The following is an 18,964-nucleotide window of genomic DNA, read 5'->3' on the forward strand; positions in this document are numbered from 1 at the left end:
TGCTTACCTACACGGAGAGTCCGCAATGCCCAGCCCACTGCGCCCGGAACAACGCCGGTTTCCGCTGCATGTGCACATCAGCGTCATGTTCACCTTTTTGCTGTTGCTCACCGGGGTAGTGCTGGGGCTGTTCAACTATCGACAGACCACACAGATCATCCTGTCGAGCAGCGAAAAACTGTTCAACCGCATCGAGCAGGATGTGCGCCTCGATCTGCAGGCCACTTATGCACCGATCCGGCACTTGCTGAGCCTGCTGGCGGACACCCCCGCCGCCCGGTCTTCCGGCCTCGAACAGCGTCTGGCGCTGCTCAAGCCGTTCAGTCAGTCCCTGACGGACAATCCGGATCTGGCCTCGCTGTACCTGGGTTATGGCAACGGCGATTTCTTCATGGTTCGTCCCTTGCGCACGCCGGCGCTGAAAACCCTGCTCAAGGCACCGGACGCAGCGGCATTTCAGGTCTGGAGCATCGAACGCGACGCCGCCGGTCAGGCGCATTCGCAGTCGCTGTTCTTCGACCAGGCCCTGTCCCCGGCCGGTCGGCAGGACAACCCCGACGATCCTTATGATCCCCGCAGCCGGGCGTGGTACATCAACGCGCGGCAACAGACCGAACAGATCACCACCGAACCCTACATCTTTTTCTCCACTCACAACGTCGGCACAACGCTGGCCCGGCGCAGCGGTGAAGACGCCGTGATCGGCGCCGACCTGACCCTCGACGCACTCTCCGCAACCCTGATCAAACACGTGGTGACACCGGCCACGGAAATCGTCCTGTTCGACGCCGAAGGCAACGCCGTGGCCTATCCCGACAGCAGCCGGCTGATCGTCGATGACCGAACGGCGCGTCTGGCCAAGGCTGCCGACTTGAGCCCTGCCCTGCATGCCTTGTTGTCCGGTCACCAGGGCAACCGGCTCAAGGCCGACGGCCGGCAATGGATTGTCGCCCGCAGCCAGTTGCAGGAAGGCGGGCCGAAAGGTTTGCACATGGCGCTGCTGGTGCCTGAGGACGAGTTGCTGGTCGACGCCTATCGCATGCGCTGGCAAGGCGCTCTGATTACCTTGGCCACCCTGCTTTTGTGCCTGCCGCTCGGCTGGCTGATCTCGCGAATTCTGGTCAAGCCGCTGCATGCGCTCGTCAAGGAAGCCGATGCGATTCGCAGTTTCGATTTCAATTTTCCCGTGACCCGCCGCTCACCGGTGCTGGAGGTCGACCAGTTGAGTCTGTCGATGGCCCGCATGAAAGACACCCTGGCCAGTTTCTTCCGAATCACCGACAGCCTGACCGCCGAAACCCGCTTCGCCCCGCTGCTGCAACGGGTGCTGTTCGAGACCGTGCAGATCGCGCAGGCCCAGGCGGGCCTGATTTATCTGCGCGAAAATGATGGCAATCGCATGGAGCCCTACGGACTGGTGGTCGACGGCGCGTCACAAGCCCTGGCCGCGTTCGATATTCAGGGGCGCAATCTTGACGCCACTCAGGGCCCTGAATGGTTCCGGCAGCTGGCGAACGCCAACACGGTGGTGAGCAATCTGGGTTTCGAACAGGCCACCGACCTGCAGAAAGTGCTGCTGGCCATGGAGTCGCCGAGGGTGCATCTGATCGGTATCCGCCTGCATAACCGGCACAACGAAACTGTCGGCCTGCTGGTGCTGCTGATCAATGACAGCGGCACGGCGGGTGATCTGGAGAGACTTCGGCCCGATCGCATTGCTTTTCTGCAAGCAGTGTCCGGGGCCGCAGCGGTGAGTATCGAGAGCCAGCGCCTGCAAGCCCGACAGAAACAACTGCTGGATGCTTTCATTCAACTGCTGGCCGGCGCCATCGATGCCAAGAGCCCTTATACCGGCGGGCATTGCCAGCGGGTGCCGGAGCTGACCCTGATGCTCGCCCATGCTGCCGCGGCCAGTGAGGCGCCGGCCTTCAGCGATTACCAGCCGAACGAAGACGAATGGGAGGCCCTGCACATCGCCGCCTGGCTGCACGATTGCGGCAAGGTCACGACCCCGGAATACGTGGTCGACAAAGCCACCAAACTGGAAACCCTGAACGATCGCCTGCACGAAATCCGCACCCGCTTCGAAGTCCTCAAGCGCGATGCCTGGGTCAGCTACTGGCAAGCCCTGGCCATGGGCGGCGAAGAACGGCAACTGGCCGAGCTGCGCGACTCGACCCTGACAGCACTGGATGATGATTTTGCATTCGTCGCCCACTGCAATCTGGGCAGTGAAGCGATGGCCGAGGCCGACCTGCAACGTCTGCAAGGCATCGCGCAACGCACCTGGACACGTACGCTGGATGACCGGCTGGGCCTGTCATGGGAAGAGAACCGGCGTCAGTCACGCACCCCGGCACCGACCTTGCCGGTCACCGAACCGTTGCTGGCAGACAAGCCGGAGCATCTGCTGGAACGCGCCGAAAGCGAGTTGATTCCAGAGGACAACCCGTGGGGCTTCAAGCTCGATGTGCCACCCTACAAATACAACCGCGGCGAGCTGTACAACCTCAGCATTCCCCGGGGCACGCTGACCCGCGAGGAACGCTACATCATCAACCACCACATGGTGCAGACGATCCTGATGCTCAGCCACCTGCCCTTCCCCGGGCATTTGAACAGCGTCGCGGAAATCGCCGGCGGGCATCACGAAAAGATGGATGGCACCGGTTATCCCAAGCGCCTGAAGCGCGAAGACATGAGCCTGCCGGCGCGCATGATGGCGATTGCCGATATTTTCGAAGCCCTGACCGCCGCCGACCGCCCGTACAAAAAGGCCAAGAGTCTCAGCGAAGCCTTGGGAATCATGGCCACCATGTGCCGCGAGGCGCACATCGATGCCGAGCTGTTCGGGCTGTTCATCCGCGATGGCGTGTATTTGCAGTACGCCACGCGGTTTCTCGATCCACGGCAGATCGATGCCGTGGACCCGGCGGCCGTGCTGCTCAAGGCAGGCCTTACGGCGTGATCAGCAGTCGGTCAGACGCAGGAAGATCGACGCCAGTTGTTCGATCCCGGCCTGATCGTCGGCACCGAAACGCGCGAGCTTCGGGCTGTCGAGGTCGAGCACGCCGATCAGGCGACCGTCCTTGACCAACGGCACGACCAGCTCGCTGTTCGACGCGCTGTCGCAGGCGATATGGCCGGGAAATGCGTGAACGTCCTCGACCCGTTGCGTCTGCAGGCTGGCAGCCGCCGCGCCGCACACACCGCGACCGAACGGAATGCGCACGCAGGCGATCTGGCCCTGGAACGGGCCGAGCACCAGCTCTTCGTTGCGATTGAGGTAGAAACCGGCCCAGTTCAGGTCATCGAGCTGGTTGAACAGGAACGCCGAAAACTGCGCGGCGTTGGCGATGAAATCGCGCTCGTCCGCCAGCAGCGATTCCAGTTGCGCGGCCAACATGCCGTAGCCTTCGAGGCCCTGGCCGCTCTGTTGCAAATCAATCATGCCTTGTGCTCCAACAATTTCAGTCCCACCCAGTAACGGGCGAATTGGTACGCGCAACGTCCGTTGCGGTTGCCACGGCCGGTCGCCCAGCGCACGGCGAGAATGTCCAGTTGTTCGTCGCGCTCCCAGCTCAGGCCGGCCTTGGCGGCCAATTGGCCGATCCAGTGCTCGACGACGTTGAGGAAATGTTCCTGGGTGAACGGATAGAACGACAGCCACAGGCCGAAGCGATCCGACAGCGCGATCTTGTCTTCTACCGCCTCGCTCGGATGCAGCTCGCCATCGACGCGCTTCCAGTTTTCGTTGTCGCTTTCCTTTTCCGGCACCAGATGGCGACGGTTGGAGGTGGCGTACAACAACACGTTGTCGGGCGCCTGTTCGAGCGAGCCGTCCAGCACGCTTTTCAGCACGCGATAGTCGCCTTCGCCGGACTCGAACGACAGGTCATCGCAGAACAGCACGAAGCGCTGCGGCAGCTTGGCGATCTGCTCTACCACCCGTGGCAGGTCCGCCAGGTGATCGCGCTCGATTTCGATCAGACGCAAACCGGCCTTGGCATGCTCTGCCAGCAGCGCCCGTACCAGCGACGATTTACCGGTGCCACGCGACCCCCACAGCAACGCATGGTTGGCCGGCATGCCGTCGAGGAATTGCTGAGTGTTGCGGCCCAGTTGCTCCAGTTGCCGGTCGACGCCGATCAGGTCCGACAGGCGCATGTCGAGGCTGACTTCCAGCGGCAGCAGATAACCGCTGCGGCCGTCACGCTGCCAGCGTGCGGCCAGGCAAGTGCCCCAGTCGATGACCGGGCGTGGAGCCGGCAGCAGCGGTTCGATTCGCGCCAGAACCGACTCGGCGCGCTCAAGAAAAGCATTCAATCGGGAATCCACGTCTTTTCCTCGGGCTCGTTCACAGTAATGATGGCGATGCAGCGATGACAGACAGCGTCCGAAACCTGTCCCGGGCCTTGTTACAAGGCGCTTCGGGAACCCCGGAATCCGTGCATGATCGACTATGCTTGAGCAGCGAAGGGAAACGGAAGTGGTTCAACACCCCATGGATATCAAATTCACCCACCGGCTGTCGTACAAACAGGCCCGGCTTACCGTGCTGGTCGGGTTCATTCTGGGCACGCTGCTCAGCCTGCTGCAAATCGGCATCGATTATGCCAGTGAAGACGCGTCCATCAACCGTGAAATCCTGTCTTTGCTGGAAATCAGTCACAACCCGGCCTCGCGCATCGCCTACAACATCGATGCCGAACTGGCGCAGGAACTGACCCTGGGGCTGTTGCGGTCGCCGGCGATCATTTCCGCACGACTGACCGACAACAACCAGACGGTGCTGGCCAACGTCAAACGACCGGAGCTGCAAAGCGGCTACCGGATGATCAGCGACTTCCTGTTCGGCGCCAAACGCCAGTTCGAAGATCGCCTCTATCTCGATCACTTGCCCAACGAATCCCTCGGCACCCTGAGCCTGGAAGTCGACACTTACGCGTTCGGCAGCCGCTTCCTGCGCCGGGCCGAGGTCACGCTGCTCAACGGTTTCGCCCGCAGCCTGATTCTCACCGGGATCCTGCTCGCGCTGTTCTACGTGATGCTGACCAAACCGCTGGTGCGGGTGATCCGCGAACTCAGCGGCCGCGATCCGCGCAGTGCCGAGCCGACCACCCTGGAATGTCCGGGCGGGCACGCCAACGACGAGATCGGCGTGCTGGTCAAGGTTGCCAACCAGCAGTTCGAAAACATCGCCACGGAAATCCAGCAGCGGCGCAACGCGGAAAACCGCCTCACCGACTACCTCGCACAACTCGAAGACATCGTGTCGGCGCGGACCGCCGAGCTCAAGGCGATCAACGCGCGGCTCAGCCAGTCCAACCAGGAACTCGAAGTGGCCCGCAGCACCGCACTGGACATGGCCGAAGCGCGTTCGGCCTTTCTCGCCAACATGAGCCACGAGATCCGCACCCCGCTCAACGGCCTGCTGGGGATGATCGCCCTGTCGCTCGACGGCCCGCTCAACGCCGAACAGCAGCAGCAACTGTCGATCGCCCACGACTCGGGCAAGGTATTGGTGGAGCTGCTCAACGATATTCTCGACCTGTCGAAATTCGATGCCGGGCAACTCGAGCTGGAACACATTCCGTTCGATCTCGGCTCGCTGATCGAAGACACCGCCAACCTGCTGTCGCAGAACGCGGCGCCGAGCGTCGAGCTGACCTGCCTGATCGATCCGTACTTCCCGGCGCTGGTGCTCGGCGATCCGACCCGGGTCAGGCAGATCGTCAGCAACCTGTTGTCCAACGCCCTGAAATTCACTCGTTTCGGCCGGGTCGATGTGCGTTTGTCCACCTGGAAGGACGGCGTCCGGATCGAAGTCTGCGACACCGGTATCGGCATCGCCCAGGAAGCGCAGGTGAAGATTTTCCAGCCGTTCACCCAGGCGGGTGCCGGCATCACCCGCCAGTACGGCGGCACCGGGCTCGGGCTGGCATTGACCTACAACCTGTGCGAAGCCATGCAGGGGCGCCTGACCATCAGTTCCGAAGTGGGTTTTGGCAGTCAGTTCTGCGCCGAACTGCCACTGCCCTGCCACACCCGCGCGGTGATTCCGCCACCGTTGCACGGCAAGGTGCTGGCGATCACCAACGCGGTCAGCGGGTTGGCGGAACTGCTGGAAAGTCTGCTGCCGGTCTGGGGGCTCACCTACGAACAGCGAACCCTCGACGACCCGCTGCTCGGTCTGTCCCCCGACGTCATCATCACCGACTGCCCCGAATGCCTGTTCGGCCTGCGCCCAGCGATGACGGCTCCGATTCTGCTGGTGACCGCCTACGGCAGCTTCATGCCGGGTGAGGAAGCTGCCGCCCTCGCCCCTTTGCAGCAGCAGGCACGACCGCTGGCTCGCAACGCGCTGTATCAGAATCTGCGTCGGACGCTGTTGCCGGACCTCACTACCATCGACCGCGCACGCCTCGAAAGCGTACCGTCGCAACGGCGCGGTCGGGTGCTGCTGGTGGAGGACAACCCGGTCAACCAGTTGGTCGCCAAAGGCATGCTGGGCAAACTCGGCTGCGACGTAGTGGTCGCCGCCCATGGCGTGGAAGCGCTGGATCAGCTGGAACACGACGAGTTCGATCTGGTGCTGATGGACTGCAACATGCCGGTGATGGACGGCTACGAAGCCAGCCGTCAAATCCGCCAGAGCGGACGCTGGCCGCACCTGCCGATTGTTGCCCTGACCGCCAACGCCATGTCCGAGGAGCGCGAACGCTGTCGGGCGGCGGGCATGAGCGACTACCTGGCCAAGCCGTTCCGTCGAGAAGAATTGGCAGCGCTGCTGGACCAGTGGATTCCGACTACGACAGTGCTTTGATCTGCCCCAGCAAGTGATCGAGACCGTCGCGCAAGTCATTGAGCCGGTCCAGATCCACCCCGCTGTCGCACAACAGACTCGCCTTCAACGGCCCGACCTGTTCACGCAGCGCCTGCCCCTGCGGCGTGAGGCTCAGATGAACCTCACGCTCGTCCCGGGCCGAGCGCTGACGCTGGACCAGTTGCAGTTGCTCAAGACGCTTGAGCAACGGCGTCAGCGTGCCGGAATCCAGCGCCAGACGTTCACCCAGCGCCTTGACCGTCGGTTGCTCCGGCACGGTTTGCTGCCATTCCCACAACACCAGCATTGCCAGGTATTGCGGGTAGGTCAGGCCCAACTGATCGAGCATCGGTTTGTAGGCACGGATCACCGCCCGCGACGCGGCATACAACTTGAAGCAAAGCTGACTGTCGAGCTTCAGCGAATCGGCGGGCATGCTGTTCATTTGAGCAGGGCTTCGATCTCGCGGCTCAGATCCTGCGGCTTGGTGGCCGGGGCGAAGCGCTTGACCAACTGGCCGTCCTTGCCGATCAGGAACTTGGTGAAATTCCACTTGATGCCCTGGGAGCCCAGCACGCCCGGCGCGCGTTTCTTCAATTGCACGAACAGCGGGTGTGCGCCGTTACCGTTGACATCGATCTTCTTGAACAGCGGGAAGCTGACACCGTAGTTCAGCTCGCAGAACTCGCTGATGGCGCCCTCGTTGCCCGGCTCCTGCTTGCCGAACTGGTTGCACGGAAAGCCCAGCACCACCAGGCCCTGATCCTTGTAGGTCTGCCACAGCTCCTCAAGGCCTTTGTACTGCGGCGTGAAACCGCATTTGCTGGCGGTATTGACCACCAGCACTGCCTTGCCGGCGAAATCGGCGAGGGTCTTTTGCTCGCCTTTGATGGTGGTGCACGGAATGTTCAGCAGGTTATCGCTCATGGTGCGCACTCTTGAAAAATGGGTAGACGGCAAAAATAGCGAGCAATTGAATTGTGTGCAATTTAATTATTCGAAAGGCGACCCGTGGATCGCCCGTATCAGTTACTCGCGCGGCACCAGGTCCAGGCACACCGAGTTGATGCAGTAACGCAGGCCGGTCGGCGGCGGACCGTCAGGGAATACGTGGCCCAGGTGCGCATCGCACTTGGCGCATTTCACTTCGGTGCGGATCATGCCGTGGCTGGTGTCACGGATTTCGGTCATGGCGTTGTCGCCGATCGGCGCGTAGAAACTCGGCCAGCCGCAGCCGGAGTCGAATTTGGTCTTGGAATCAAACAACGGCTCATTGCAGCAGATGCAGTGGTAGACGCCATCGGTCTTGGTGGCGTTGTACTTGCCAGAGAACGGCCGCTCGGTGGCGCTCAGGCGGCACACGTTGAACTGCTCGGGGTCGAGCATCGCCCGCCATTCTTCCAGGGTCTTTTCAATCTTTTCCATCATCACACCTCAGCGGCTGAAAAAGCCCGATCTGTACCTTTTCCACGGATCGGGCGGCACGTATGATTGCGCCTCGTCACACGCCAGTCTGGCAGCGGGTTCCTGCGCATTCAAACGGATTGTTGGAAACCGCCGCTCGAGACACTTGCCTGTGTGAAGACGCAGGATTCCCAGCACGGTTGTCCACCCGCCGCCTGGATCGTTCATTTTCGGGATCACATCGCCATGCAGTTCAGCAAATCGAACAAGCTCGCCAACGTCTGCTACGACATTCGCGGCCCGGTGCTCAAGCACGCCAAACGCCTGGAAGAGGAAGGCCATCGCATCCTCAAGCTGAACATCGGCAACCCGGCGCCCTTTGGTTTCGAAGCGCCGGACGAAATTCTTCAGGATGTGATCCGCAACCTGCCGACCGCCCAGGGCTACAGCGATTCCAAAGGCCTGTTCAGCGCGCGCAAGGCGGTGATGCAGTACTACCAGCAGAAGCAGGTCGAAGGTGTCGGCATCGAAGACATCTACCTGGGCAACGGCGTGTCCGAGCTGATCGTGATGTCGCTGCAGGCGCTGCTCAACAACGGCGACGAAGTGCTGGTGCCGGCGCCGGACTACCCGCTGTGGACCGCAGCCGTGAGCCTGGCCGGCGGTAACGCGGTGCATTACCTGTGCGACGAGGGCGCCGACTGGTTCCCGGACCTGGCCGACATCAAGGCCAAGATCACCCCGAACACCAAGGCGATGGTGATCATCAACCCGAACAACCCGACCGGCGCGGTGTATTCGAAGGAAGTATTGCTGGGCATGCTCGAGCTGGCCCGCCAGCACAACCTGGTGGTGTTCTCCGACGAAATCTACGACAAGATCCTCTACGACGACGCCGTGCACATCTGCACCGCTTCGCTGGCCCCGGATCTGCTGTGCCTGACCTTCAACGGTCTGTCGAAGTCGTATCGCGTGGCCGGTTTCCGTTCCGGCTGGATCGCCATTTCCGGGCCGAAACACAACGCCCACAGCTACATCGAAGGCATCGACATGCTGGCCAACATGCGCCTGTGCGCCAACGTGCCGAGCCAGCATGCGATCCAGACCGCTCTGGGTGGCTATCAGAGCATCAATGATCTGGTGCTGCCGCAAGGTCGCTTGCTGGAACAACGCAACCGCACATGGGAGCTGCTTAACGACATTCCCGGCGTGAGCTGCGTGAAGCCGATGGGCGCGCTGTACGCGTTCCCGAAGATCGACCCGAAAGTCTGCCCGATCCACAACGACGAGAAGTTCGTGCTCGACCTGCTGCTCTCCGAGAAGCTGCTGGTGGTGCAAGGCACGGCGTTCAACTGGCCGTGGCCTGACCACTTCCGCGTGGTCACCCTGCCGCGGGTCGACGACCTGGACATGGCCATCGGTCGCATCGGCAACTTCCTCAAGTCCTACCGCCAGTAACCGGCGCTCAGTGCGCAACGGCCCGAACGTTGCGCACTGTCTGATTCAGCAACACTTCTGCTCCGCCCCTCCTCCAGCACCTTCTACACTTTCGACTCATACCAATCATGCGTGCCTGACGCAATGAGACCGGGTGCCGTGTGCCTGTCATCCATACCGGATTCGGCAGTGGGAAATCTCCCATGTCCGACGAATCCGGTGTAGGACACAGTTTGAAATAGTCACTCGGTTGAATCGCCAGGTGCAGCACCTTATATACCCCGCAGTACGCTACATCTTTAGCTTGAGGAGACTTCTACAACCATGATGCGCATCCTGCTGTTTTTGGCCACTAACCTGGCGGTCGTGCTGATAGCCAGCATCACCCTGAGCCTTTTCGGCTTCAACGGGTTCATGGCGGCCAACGGGGTTGATCTCAACCTCAGTCAGCTGCTGGTTTTCTGTGCCGTCTTTGGTTTCGCCGGTTCCCTGTTCTCGCTGTTCATCTCCAAGTGGATGGCGAAGATGAGCACCAGCACCCAGATCATCACCCAGCCACGCACTCGCCACGAGCAATGGCTGCTGCAAACCGTCGAGCAACTGTCCCGGGAAGCCGGGATCAAGATGCCCGAAGTCGGGATTTTCCCGGCCTACGAAGCGAACGCCTTCGCCACTGGCTGGAACAAGAACGACGCACTGGTCGCGGTCAGCCAGGGCTTGCTCGAGCGTTTCAAGGAAGATGAAGTGCGGGCCGTGCTGGCCCACGAGATCGGCCACGTAGCCAACGGCGACATGGTCACCCTGGCGCTGATACAGGGCGTGGTGAACACCTTCGTGATGTTCTTCGCACGGATCATCGGCAACTTCGTCGACAAGGTGATCTTCAAGAACGAAGAAGGCCAGGGCATGGCCTACTACATCGCGACCATCTTCGCCGAACTGGTGCTGGGCATTCTGGCCAGCGCTATCGTGATGTGGTTCTCGCGCAAACGCGAGTTCCGTGCCGACGATGCCGGTGCCCGCCTGGCCGGTACCGGCGCGATGATCAACGCCTTGCAACGCCTGCGCGCCGAACAGGGCCTGCCGGTGCACATGCCGGACACCCTGAACGCCTTCGGCATCAACGGTGGCATCAAACAAGGGTTCGCCCGTATGTTCATGAGCCACCCGCCGCTGGAAGAGCGTATCGACGCCCTGCGTCGTCGCGGTTGATCAAACCGGCGCACCAACGAAAAGGCCCGCAGTGATGCGGGCCTTTTTTTGCCTGTCGATTACTCCACGGAAATCCGGTACACCCGCTCTTCCAGCCGAGTTACGCCGGCCTGCACGAACTTCCAGCTGTCACCGAGTACATCCTGCACTTCCAGCATCTCGACGCGCCAGGTACTGCCCAGTAATCGCTGCACTTCGGCATCGTCTACGGAAAATGGCGGCCCGGGCATCTGCGACTGGTCATAATCCAGCGTCACCAACAGCCCTCGGCATATCGGCAAAAGTCCCTGCAAGTGCGCCGCATAACACTCGCGCATTGCTGGCGGCAAGGCAATCACTGCCGCCCGGTCGTACAGCGCGGTGCAACCCGCCACGTCAGCCGCCGTCAGCGAGAAGAAATCCCCGCACCACAACTCGATCACCCCGGCGCGATACACCTTGAAGTCGCCCTGCTCGCTCACCTGCGGCTGTAATTGCTGCTCGAGGAAGAAATCTTCCACAGCCTTCTCCGACAGCTCGACGCCGAGCACCTGATGACCACGGCCGGCGAGCCACAGCAGATCCAGGCTTTTCCCGCACAATGGCACCAGTACACGCGCCTGCGCCGGGATGGCCAGATCGGGCCAATGCCGCTGCAAATACGGGTTCACCTCAGGCTGGTGAAAGCCGATCTGGTTCGATTCCCACTTCTTGTGCCAAAACTCCGGCTGCATGCATCCTCCTAAGAATTCGATCAAAAGGCGTTAAAACTTATATTGGAATTAGATCAATGAACTGACTGAAGATGAGCCATCTTAACGCTCAGGAACCCTTCCATGTTTCCCAGCCTGTTTATCTCTCACGGCTCGCCCATGCTGGCGCTGGAGCCCGGCGCCAGTGGCCCGGCACTGGCGCGACTGGCAGCCGAACTGCCACGCCCGAAAGCCATCGTCATCGTTTCCGCCCACTGGGAAAGCCATGAGCTGCTGGTCAGCAGCCATGCGCAACCGGAAACCTGGCACGACTTCGGCGGTTTCCCGCGCGCGCTGTTTGAAGTGCAGTATCCGGCACCGGGCAATCCACAACTGGCCCACGAGGTTGCCGACCTGTTGACCGCCAACAACCTGCCGGCGCGTCTTGATCCGCAACGACCGTTCGATCACGGCGTTTGGGTGCCGTTGTCGCTGATGTACCCGCAGGCCGATATCCCGGTGGTTCAGGTTTCCCTGCCCAGCCGTGGCGGCCCGGCGTTGCAGAACCGCGTCGGCCAGGCGTTGGCCAGTTTGCGCGAACAGGGCATTCTGTTGATCGGCTCCGGCAGCATCACCCACAACCTGCGGGAACTGGACTGGCACGCCGGCCCGGAAAGCGTCGAGCCGTGGGCCCGGGATTTCCGCGACTGGATAGTCGACAAACTCGCTGCCAACGACGAAACCGCCTTGCACGATTACCGCCAGCAGGCACCGAACGCCGTGCGCAGCCATCCAAGTGACGAGCATCTGTTGCCGCTGTACTTTGCCCGCGGCGCTGGCGGTGACTTCAGCATTGCGCATCAAGGTTTCACCATGGGTGCGCTGGGCATGGACATCTACCGTTTCGGCTGATGCCCAAATCGCAGGCAAAAAAAATCCCCGAACAAGTCGGGGATTTTTTATGTTCGATCAATCAGCCCAAGGGCGGATCAATCTTCGCGGTAGCGACGCAGCTTCAACTGCTTACCGGCAACGCGAGTGTCCTTCAGCTTGGTCAGGAGTTTGTCCAGACCATCTTCCGGCAGCTCGACGAGGCTGAAGCTGTCACGCACCTGGATGCGACCAATGGCCTCACGTGCCAGACCACCTTCGTTGAGGATGGCGCCCAGCAGGTTTTTCGCCGCGATACCGTCACGCGCGCCCAGCGCGGTACGGCAACGGGCACGGCCTTCGCCCAAAGGCATTGGCGCACGACGCTCGCGGTCACCACGGTCCGGACGATCACCGGAACGCTCAGGACGGTCGCCACGTGGAGCGCTGTTCGGCACCAGTGGACGTTCCTTCTCGATCGCTGCCAGGTTCAGCGCCTGACCATTGGTGGCCTTGCGCAGCAGTGCGGCAGCCAGGGCGCGTGGGGTGCAACCGATGTCGGCAGTCAGGCGATCCAGCAGATCACCATGAGTCGATTCGGCGTCAGCCACCAGCGGCGACAGGCTGTTAGTCAGCTTCTTGATGCGGGCATCGAGAACGGCCTGGGCGTCCGGCAGACGTACTTCGGCAACTTTCTGACCGGTCACACGCTCGATTACCTGCAGCATGCGGCGCTCACGCGGAGTCACCAGCAGCAGCGCGCGGCCTTCGCGACCGGCACGGCCGGTACGACCGATACGGTGCACGTAGGATTCCGGATCGTACGGCATGTCCACGTTGAATACGTGGGTGATGCGCGGAACGTCCAGACCACGGGCGGCAACGTCGGTCGCTACAACGATGTCCAGACGGCCATCTTTCAGCGAGTCGATCACGCGCTCACGCTGGTTCTGGGCGATGTCGCCGTTCAACGCGGCGGCTTTGTAGCCTTTGGCGTCGAGGGCGCTGGCCAGATCCAGGGTCGCTTGCTTGGTGCGCACGAACATGATCAGAGCGTCGAAATCTTCCACTTCCAGCAAGCTGAGAACGGCAGAGGTCTTCTGGTCAGCGTGAACCAACAGGTGAGCCTGTTCGATCGCGGTAACGGTCTGGGTCTTGCTCTGGATCTTCACGTGCTTTGGATCGCGCAGGTGACGCTCGGCGATGGCACGGATCGATTGCGGCAGGGTCGCCGAGAACAATACGGTCTGACGGGTTTCCGGCATGGCCTTGAAGATGACTTCGAGGTCGTCCATGAAGCCCAGTTTGAGCATTTCGTCTGCTTCGTCGAGAACCAGGTGGTTCACGGTCTGCAGTACTTTTTCGTCGCGACGCAGGTGGTCGCACAGACGGCCCGGAGTGGCGACAACGATCTGTGCGCCATTACGGATTGCTTTCAATTGTGGGCCCATCGGCGCGCCGCCGTAGACAGCCACAACAGTCACGCCCGGCATTTGCTTGGCGTAGGTTTCGAAAGCGGTTGCAACTTGCAGCGCCAACTCACGAGTTGGGGCCAGGATCAGAGCTTGCGGCTCGCGCTTGGACGGATCAATGCGGTGCAGGATAGGCAGGGCAAAGGCAGCGGTTTTACCGGTACCGGTTTGCGCCTGGCCAATCATATCGTGACCGGCGAGGATGATCGGGATCGACTGCTGCTGAATGGCCGAAGGCTCTTCATAGCCGGTAGCGACTACTGCAGCGACAATATTGGGATGAAGTTCAAGAGCGGCGAAGCCGCCGATTTCCTGGGTCATGGGTCTGCCTCTAAGTGCATCCGCAAAGACCCATGCTCCAAAGCTGCACATGCCGTGTTGAGACTCAAGAGTCGCCCTGGCAGCTTTGTCGGCGGGGATTTGCGAAAACGAATGAATGAAAAAGAATCGTCAAGGAAGAGCCCGCAGTGCGGACGTGCAGCCGAAGCTGACTTCGGGGAATTGCGCTACCTAAACGCGGCCCGGTTAAAGGCCGGCGCGCACTATACCGGAATTTGCCCAAAAAGGGAGCTTTTTTTATCGGCGAAATACAGTTGTCACCGCTGTGTAACGGGGTTTTGCGGATAATCGGGCAAAGGTCTATTTTTCAAAGACCCCGGCCCTGCGGGCGATGGCGCTTAAACGATTCACCGACGTGCGGCATCTGGTCGCTGCACCCTTTCTTCCCCTGCGAGGAAACACCCATGAATCAGCCCTGCCCCGGCCGCGTGAGCCGTGCGCGCCACGGTCATGTGCATTTGATCGGCCTGGACCGCGCCGCCAAGCGCAATGCCTTCGACCTCGAACTGCTCAACGACCTGGCCCTGGCCTACGGTGAATTCGAGGCCGACAGCGACGCGCGGGTAGCGGTGGTGTTCGGGCATGGCGAGCATTTCACCGCCGGGCTTGATCTGGTGAATGCCAGTTCCGCCCTCGCCCAAGGCTGGCAGGTGCCGCCCGGCGGTTGCGATCCATGGGGCGTGTTCGTCGGGCCACGGGTCAGCAAACCGGTGATTGTGGCCGCGCAGGGTTATTGCCTGACCATCGGTATCGAGCTGATGCTCGCGGCCGACATCAACCTGTGCGCGAGCAACACCCGCTTCGCGCAGATGGAAGTGCAGCGCGGGATCTTTCCGTTCGGCGGTGCGACGTTGCGCTTTCATCAGATTGCCGGCTGGGGCAATGCGATGCGCTGGTTGCTGACCGGTGACGAGTTCGATGCTCATGATGCGTTACGCCTGGGCCTGGTACAGGAAGTCATGGCCAGTGAAGATTTGCTGCCGCGCGCCATCGAACTGGCCGAGCGCATCGCCCGGCAGGCACCGCTTGGCGTGCAGGCGACGCTGATGTCGGCGCGTCAGGCGCGCTATGAAGGAGAAACTGCGGCGGCTAAGAGCTTGCCGCCACTGGTGAAGAAGTTGCTGGCCACTGAAGACGCCAAGGAAGGTGTGCGCTCGCTGGTGGAGCGGCGACCTGGCGTTTTCAAAGGCCTTTGAAGATCAGGTCGCCGGACGGATGCAGTTGATCAACGACTGCAACGAGTACCCCAGCTTCGGCGCCAGCGCTTCAGCCCGTGCAGTCAGCGCCTGCATGTCCAGCACCTGATCAAGATCCGCCGGTACGATCAGAATCACGTTGCCCTCCTTCACCGGCAGTTCCCAGTAATGCCGGTGATAGAGCCCGCGCAGCAGCGCCGCGCCCAAGGGTTTGCCGTCATCGGTGGCCCATTGGTTGATCACCAGCCAGCCGCCAGGATTCAGACGTTTCTGACAGTCACCGAGGAAATTCCACGCAAGGTGTCCGGCGCCGGGGCCGACATCGGTATAGAGGTCGACGAAGATCAGATCCGCAGGTTCTGCCGTCGGCAACAGTTCGAGGGCATCGCCGACGCGGATGTACAGCCGTGGATCGTCATCCAGCCCGAGGTATTCGATGGCCAGACGCGGCACGTCCGGGCGCAGCTCGATGGCTTCGACATCTTCCAGCGGCAGGAACTTGAGGCAGGCCTGGGTCAGCGTCCCAGCGCCCAGCCCGAGGAACAGCGCACTCTCCGGTTGCTCATGGCACAGCGCGCCGATCAGCATCGCCCGGGTGTAGTCGTACTCCAGCCAGCTCGGGTCGGCAGTAAACACGCAGCTTTGCTCGATCGCATCGCCGAACTCCAGAAAGCGGTAGTCGGCCACTTCCAGCACGCGAATCACGCCGAACTCATCCTGTACCTCGGCGAGCAACAGCTCGACGCGCTCCTCAGTCATTTCGTCTCCTGGTGGTCACCGGGCGCGGTGACGCGATGGCACCGCTGTGGTGCCGTGGCAAAGCGGCGATTGTCGGCGAAGCGGCGGGAGCAGGTCACGCACTAATTGCTGCTAACATGGCCGTCCGTGCGTAGAACCTTAGAGACCGTGATGAGCCAACCCTGGAGCCCTGACAGCTGGCGCGCCCTGCCGATCCAGCAACAACCCCAATACCCCGACGCCGCGCATCTGCGCCAGGTCGAGCAGACGCTGGCCAGCTACCCGCCGCTGGTGTTTGCCGGCGAAGCGCGCGAGCTGCGTCGTCAGTTTGCCGAAGTCACTCAGGGCCGGGCGTTCCTGCTGCAAGGCGGTGACTGCGCCGAAAGCTTCGCCGAGTTCTCCGCCGCGAAGATCCGCGACACCTTTAAAGTGTTGCTGCAAATGGCGATCGTCATGACCTTCGCCGCCGGTTGCCCGGTGGTCAAGGTCGGGCGCATGGCCGGCCAGTTCGCCAAGCCGCGCTCGGCCAACGACGAGACCATCGACGGCGTGACCCTGCCGGCCTACCGGGGCGACATCGTCAACGGCATCGGTTTCGACTCGGCCAGCCGCGTACCGGATCCGGAGCGTCTGCTGCAGTCGTATCACCAGTCCACCGCCACCCTCAACCTGCTGCGCGCCTTCGCCCAGGGCGGTTTTGCCGACCTGCATCAGGTGCACAAGTGGAACCTGGACTTCATCGCCAACTCGGCGCTGGCGGAGAAGTACAGCCACCTCGCCGACCGCATCGATGAAACCCTGGCGTTCATGCGTGCCTGCGGCATGGACAGCTCGCCGCAACTGCGTGAGACCAGCTTCTTCACCGCCCACGAAGCGCTGCTGCTGAACTACGAAGAAGCCTTCGTGCGCCGCGACAGCCTGACCAACGATTACTACGATTGCTCGGCGCACATGCTGTGGATCGGCGACCGCACCCGTCAGCTCGACGGCGCCCACGTTGAGTTCCTGCGTGGCGTGAACAATCCGATCGGGGTGAAAGTCGGCCCGAGCATGAACCCCGACGACCTGATCCGCCTGATCGACGTGCTCAACCCGGACAACGATCCGGGCCGCCTCAACCTGATCGCGCGAATGGGCGCGAACAAGGTCGGCGATCACCTGCCGGCGCTGATCCGTGCGGTGCAGCGCGAAGGCAAGCAGGTGCTGTGGAGCTCCGACCCGATGCACGGCAACACGATCAAGGCCAGCAGCGGCTACAAGACCCGCGACTTCGCGCAGATTCTTGGCGAGGTGAAGCAGTTCTTCCAGGTCCACGAAGCGGAAGGCAGCTACGCCGGCGGCATCCACATCGAGATGACCGGGCAGAACGTCACCGAATGCATCGGTGGCGCGCGGCCGATCACTGAAGATGGCCTGTCGGATCGCTATCACACCCACTGCGACCCGCGGATGAATGCCGATCAGTCGCTGGAACTGGCGTTCTTGATTGCCGAGACGCTGAAACAGGTCAAACGCTAAATCGCGAGGGCGCTGGCTCAGTCAATTTGAGCCAGCGCCATCCGCAACCTCCCTGCACTTTCCCGCTGACAATTGAGCTGCACCTGCTCAAGCCCCAACCAGTCCGCCATGCGCCGCAAATTCAGCGCCAGCGCCAGCATCCCCGCGTCATCCAGTCCGGTTTCTTCCTCGTGCACCGCATGCACGGCCAGTCGCCCCGCCGCTCGTTCGGCGCGCAGGTCAACTCGCGCAGCGATCCGTTCATTGTGCAGGAACGGCAACACGTAATAGCCGTAGACCCGTTTATCCTGCGGCGTGTAGATCTCCAGCCGATAGCGGAAATCGAACAGCCGCTCGGTTCGGCTGCGCTCCCAGATCAGTGAGTCGAACGGCGACAGCAATGCACTGGCCTCGACCTTGCGCGGAATTTTCTGCTCGGGCTGGCAATAAGCGATCTGGCGCCAACCGGCGACTTCGCAGGTCAGCAGTTGCCCGTCCTCGACCAGTTCCGCCAGACGCGGGCGGGCATCGGAAGGATTCAGGCGGAAGTAATCACGCAGGTCTTTTTCCGTGCCGACGCCCAGTGCCTGCGCTGCATGCAGCAGCAAACCGCGCTGTGCCTCGGCTTCATCGGGCAATGGCTGTTGCAGCACGGAAGCCGGAATCACCCGCTCGGGCAAGTCATACAAACGCTCGAAACCACGGCGTCCGGCCACGGTCACTTCGCCAGCGGCGAACAACCATTCCAGCGCGTGCTTTTCCGCACTCCAGTCCCACCACGGCCCGGCCTTTTCCTCGCGGGTCGACAGGCTGCCGGCGCCCAGCGCGCCCTGCTCTTCGACCGACGCCAGCACTCGGCGAATGGTGTCCTGTTGCTCGCGACCGAACCGCGCCAGTTGCTGATAAATGTCTTCACCGCGCCTGGCCCGCTGCATGCGCCAGCCCATCAACGGGTACATCGACAGCGGCAGCAACGACGCCTCATGGCCCCAGTATTCGAACAGCGAACGGCGTCGCCCCGAACTCCAGGCAGCCTGGTCGAGCAAATCGGAAGAATAGGAACCGAGACGGGAGAACAGCGGCAGGTAGTGCGAGCGCACCACGGCGTTGACGGAGTCGATCTGCAACAGGCCGAGACGTTCGATCAGCCGGTTGAGGTGCATCGCCTTGACAGCCGGCGGCTGGCGCCCGTGAAACCCTTGGGCAGCCAGTGCCAGACGTCGAGCCTGTTTAAGGGAAAAGGACAATGTCGCGGGCATGTGTACCTCCATGTCTGCTCGCAACCTACCTCACTACAAAGGG

16 protein-coding genes are annotated in these 18,964 nt (G+C 61.8%); 7 read left to right on the plus strand and 9 right to left on the minus strand.

What is annotated here, in order from left to right; all coding sequences use genetic code 11:
- The first annotated feature begins 25 nt into the window (after positions 1-25).
- Entirely contained in the window at positions 26-2,968 is a 2,943-nt protein-coding gene (locus tag AC1Q9F_RS26595; protein ID WP_492621272.1) for an HD domain-containing phosphohydrolase, read from the plus strand.
- Here the strand turns inward: AC1Q9F_RS26595 and AC1Q9F_RS26600 are convergent, their stop codons facing one another.
- Positions 2,969-3,451: a GAF domain-containing protein gene (locus AC1Q9F_RS26600; protein ID WP_007955717.1), complete on the minus strand. Its 483-nt coding sequence runs from the start codon at positions 3,449-3,451 to the stop codon at positions 2,969-2,971.
- Entirely contained in the window at positions 3,448-4,338 is an 891-nt protein-coding gene (locus AC1Q9F_RS26605; protein WP_007955716.1) for an ATP-binding protein, read from the minus strand. The genes AC1Q9F_RS26600 and AC1Q9F_RS26605 overlap by 4 nt, the downstream gene beginning before the upstream one ends.
- A gap of 124 nt (positions 4,339-4,462) precedes the next feature.
- On the opposite strand from AC1Q9F_RS26605, the gene AC1Q9F_RS26610 reads away from it, so the two are divergent.
- Positions 4,463-6,826: a hybrid sensor histidine kinase/response regulator gene (locus AC1Q9F_RS26610; protein ID WP_492621271.1), complete on the plus strand. Its 2,364-nt coding sequence runs from the start codon at positions 4,463-4,465 to the stop codon at positions 6,824-6,826.
- Here AC1Q9F_RS26610 and AC1Q9F_RS26615 read toward each other — a convergent pair.
- The 3 genes from AC1Q9F_RS26615 to msrB form a co-directional block, all read right to left on the minus strand.
- A complete protein-coding gene (locus AC1Q9F_RS26615; RefSeq protein WP_492621270.1) occupies positions 6,810-7,271 on the minus strand; it encodes a MarR family winged helix-turn-helix transcriptional regulator in 462 nt (153 codons plus the stop codon). The genes AC1Q9F_RS26610 and AC1Q9F_RS26615 overlap by 17 nt on opposite strands.
- On the minus strand, positions 7,268-7,753 hold the full coding sequence (locus AC1Q9F_RS26620) for a glutathione peroxidase (protein ID WP_207983557.1): 486 nt from the start codon (positions 7,751-7,753) through the stop codon (positions 7,268-7,270). Before AC1Q9F_RS26620 ends, AC1Q9F_RS26615 begins: the two co-directional genes overlap by 4 nt.
- A 102-nt stretch (positions 7,754-7,855) precedes the next feature.
- Positions 7,856-8,251 carry a peptide-methionine (R)-S-oxide reductase MsrB gene (gene msrB, locus AC1Q9F_RS26625; protein ID WP_011335291.1) on the minus strand — a complete coding sequence of 132 codons (396 nt, stop codon included), beginning with the start codon at positions 8,249-8,251 and terminating at the stop codon, positions 7,856-7,858.
- Between the two features lie 225 nt (positions 8,252-8,476).
- Between msrB and AC1Q9F_RS26630 the strand changes: the two genes are divergently transcribed.
- Positions 8,477-9,688, plus strand: coding sequence for a pyridoxal phosphate-dependent aminotransferase (locus AC1Q9F_RS26630; RefSeq protein WP_007955711.1), 1,212 nt, complete (start codon positions 8,477-8,479; stop codon positions 9,686-9,688).
- Between the two features lie 303 nt (positions 9,689-9,991).
- Positions 9,992-10,879 carry a protease HtpX gene (htpX, locus tag AC1Q9F_RS26635; protein WP_007955710.1) on the plus strand — a complete coding sequence of 296 codons (888 nt, stop codon included), beginning with the start codon at positions 9,992-9,994 and terminating at the stop codon, positions 10,877-10,879.
- A gap of 59 nt (positions 10,880-10,938) precedes the next feature.
- Here the strand turns inward: htpX and AC1Q9F_RS26640 are convergent, their stop codons facing one another.
- On the minus strand, positions 10,939-11,592 hold the full coding sequence (locus AC1Q9F_RS26640; protein WP_492621269.1) for a thiopurine S-methyltransferase: 654 nt from the start codon (positions 11,590-11,592) through the stop codon (positions 10,939-10,941).
- Between the two features lie 102 nt (positions 11,593-11,694).
- On the opposite strand from AC1Q9F_RS26640, the gene AC1Q9F_RS26645 reads away from it, so the two are divergent.
- On the plus strand, positions 11,695-12,462 hold the full coding sequence (locus AC1Q9F_RS26645; RefSeq protein WP_207983560.1) for a DODA-type extradiol aromatic ring-opening family dioxygenase: 768 nt from the start codon (positions 11,695-11,697) through the stop codon (positions 12,460-12,462).
- Positions 12,463-12,539: 77 nt separating this feature from the next.
- Here AC1Q9F_RS26645 and AC1Q9F_RS26650 read toward each other — a convergent pair whose 3' ends face one another.
- Positions 12,540-14,213, minus strand: a complete 1,674-nt coding sequence (locus AC1Q9F_RS26650; RefSeq protein ID WP_007955707.1) for a DEAD/DEAH box helicase — start codon at positions 14,211-14,213, stop codon at positions 12,540-12,542.
- Between the two features lie 422 nt (positions 14,214-14,635).
- Between AC1Q9F_RS26650 and AC1Q9F_RS26655 the strand changes: the two genes are divergently transcribed.
- Positions 14,636-15,427, plus strand: coding sequence for a crotonase/enoyl-CoA hydratase family protein (locus AC1Q9F_RS26655; RefSeq protein ID WP_492621268.1), 792 nt, complete (start codon positions 14,636-14,638; stop codon positions 15,425-15,427).
- Between the two features lie 3 nt (positions 15,428-15,430).
- Here the strand turns inward: AC1Q9F_RS26655 and AC1Q9F_RS26660 are convergent, their stop codons facing one another.
- Positions 15,431-16,186, minus strand: a complete 756-nt coding sequence (locus tag AC1Q9F_RS26660; RefSeq protein WP_085647568.1) for a spermidine synthase — start codon at positions 16,184-16,186, stop codon at positions 15,431-15,433.
- 150 nt (positions 16,187-16,336) lie between these two features.
- On the opposite strand from AC1Q9F_RS26660, the gene AC1Q9F_RS26665 reads away from it, so the two are divergent.
- On the plus strand, positions 16,337-17,683 hold the full coding sequence (locus AC1Q9F_RS26665) for a class II 3-deoxy-7-phosphoheptulonate synthase (protein WP_007955704.1): 1,347 nt from the start codon (positions 16,337-16,339) through the stop codon (positions 17,681-17,683).
- Positions 17,684-17,700: 17 nt separating this feature from the next.
- On the opposite strand, the gene AC1Q9F_RS26670 is transcribed toward AC1Q9F_RS26665, so the two are convergent.
- Positions 17,701-18,921, minus strand: a complete 1,221-nt coding sequence (locus AC1Q9F_RS26670) for a winged helix-turn-helix domain-containing protein (protein ID WP_492621267.1) — start codon at positions 18,919-18,921, stop codon at positions 17,701-17,703.
- Positions 18,922-18,964: the final 43 nt, after the last annotated feature.

The organism is Pseudomonas sp. GW823-FHT04A03 (assembly GCF_058796615.1).

Excerpts from the sequence above, each read along its gene's own strand:
- htpX (WP_007955710.1), top strand. The coding sequence starts at position 9,992 with ATGATGCGCATCCTGCTGTTTTTGGCCACTAACCTGGCGGTCGTGCTG.
- msrB (WP_011335291.1), bottom strand. The coding sequence starts at position 8,251 with ATGGAAAAGATTGAAAAGACCCTGGAAGAATGGCGGGCGATGCTCGAC.
- AC1Q9F_RS26595 (WP_492621272.1), top strand. The coding sequence starts at position 26 with ATGCCCAGCCCACTGCGCCCGGAACAACGCCGGTTTCCGCTGCATGTG.
- AC1Q9F_RS26610 (WP_492621271.1), top strand. The coding sequence starts at position 4,463 with ATGCTTGAGCAGCGAAGGGAAACGGAAGTGGTTCAACACCCCATGGAT.
- AC1Q9F_RS26620 (WP_207983557.1), bottom strand. The coding sequence starts at position 7,753 with ATGAGCGATAACCTGCTGAACATTCCGTGCACCACCATCAAAGGCGAG.
- AC1Q9F_RS26655 (WP_492621268.1), top strand. The coding sequence starts at position 14,636 with ATGAATCAGCCCTGCCCCGGCCGCGTGAGCCGTGCGCGCCACGGTCAT.
- AC1Q9F_RS26640 (WP_492621269.1), bottom strand. The coding sequence starts at position 11,592 with ATGCAGCCGGAGTTTTGGCACAAGAAGTGGGAATCGAACCAGATCGGC.
- AC1Q9F_RS26645 (WP_207983560.1), top strand. The coding sequence starts at position 11,695 with ATGTTTCCCAGCCTGTTTATCTCTCACGGCTCGCCCATGCTGGCGCTG.
- AC1Q9F_RS26600 (WP_007955717.1), bottom strand. The coding sequence starts at position 3,451 with ATGATTGATTTGCAACAGAGCGGCCAGGGCCTCGAAGGCTACGGCATG.
- AC1Q9F_RS26630 (WP_007955711.1), top strand. The coding sequence starts at position 8,477 with ATGCAGTTCAGCAAATCGAACAAGCTCGCCAACGTCTGCTACGACATT.
- AC1Q9F_RS26660 (WP_085647568.1), bottom strand. The coding sequence starts at position 16,186 with ATGACTGAGGAGCGCGTCGAGCTGTTGCTCGCCGAGGTACAGGATGAG.
- AC1Q9F_RS26650 (WP_007955707.1), bottom strand. The coding sequence starts at position 14,213 with ATGACCCAGGAAATCGGCGGCTTCGCCGCTCTTGAACTTCATCCCAAT.
- AC1Q9F_RS26665 (WP_007955704.1), top strand. The coding sequence starts at position 16,337 with ATGAGCCAACCCTGGAGCCCTGACAGCTGGCGCGCCCTGCCGATCCAG.
- AC1Q9F_RS26670 (WP_492621267.1), bottom strand. The coding sequence starts at position 18,921 with ATGCCCGCGACATTGTCCTTTTCCCTTAAACAGGCTCGACGTCTGGCA.
- AC1Q9F_RS26615 (WP_492621270.1), bottom strand. The coding sequence starts at position 7,271 with ATGAACAGCATGCCCGCCGATTCGCTGAAGCTCGACAGTCAGCTTTGC.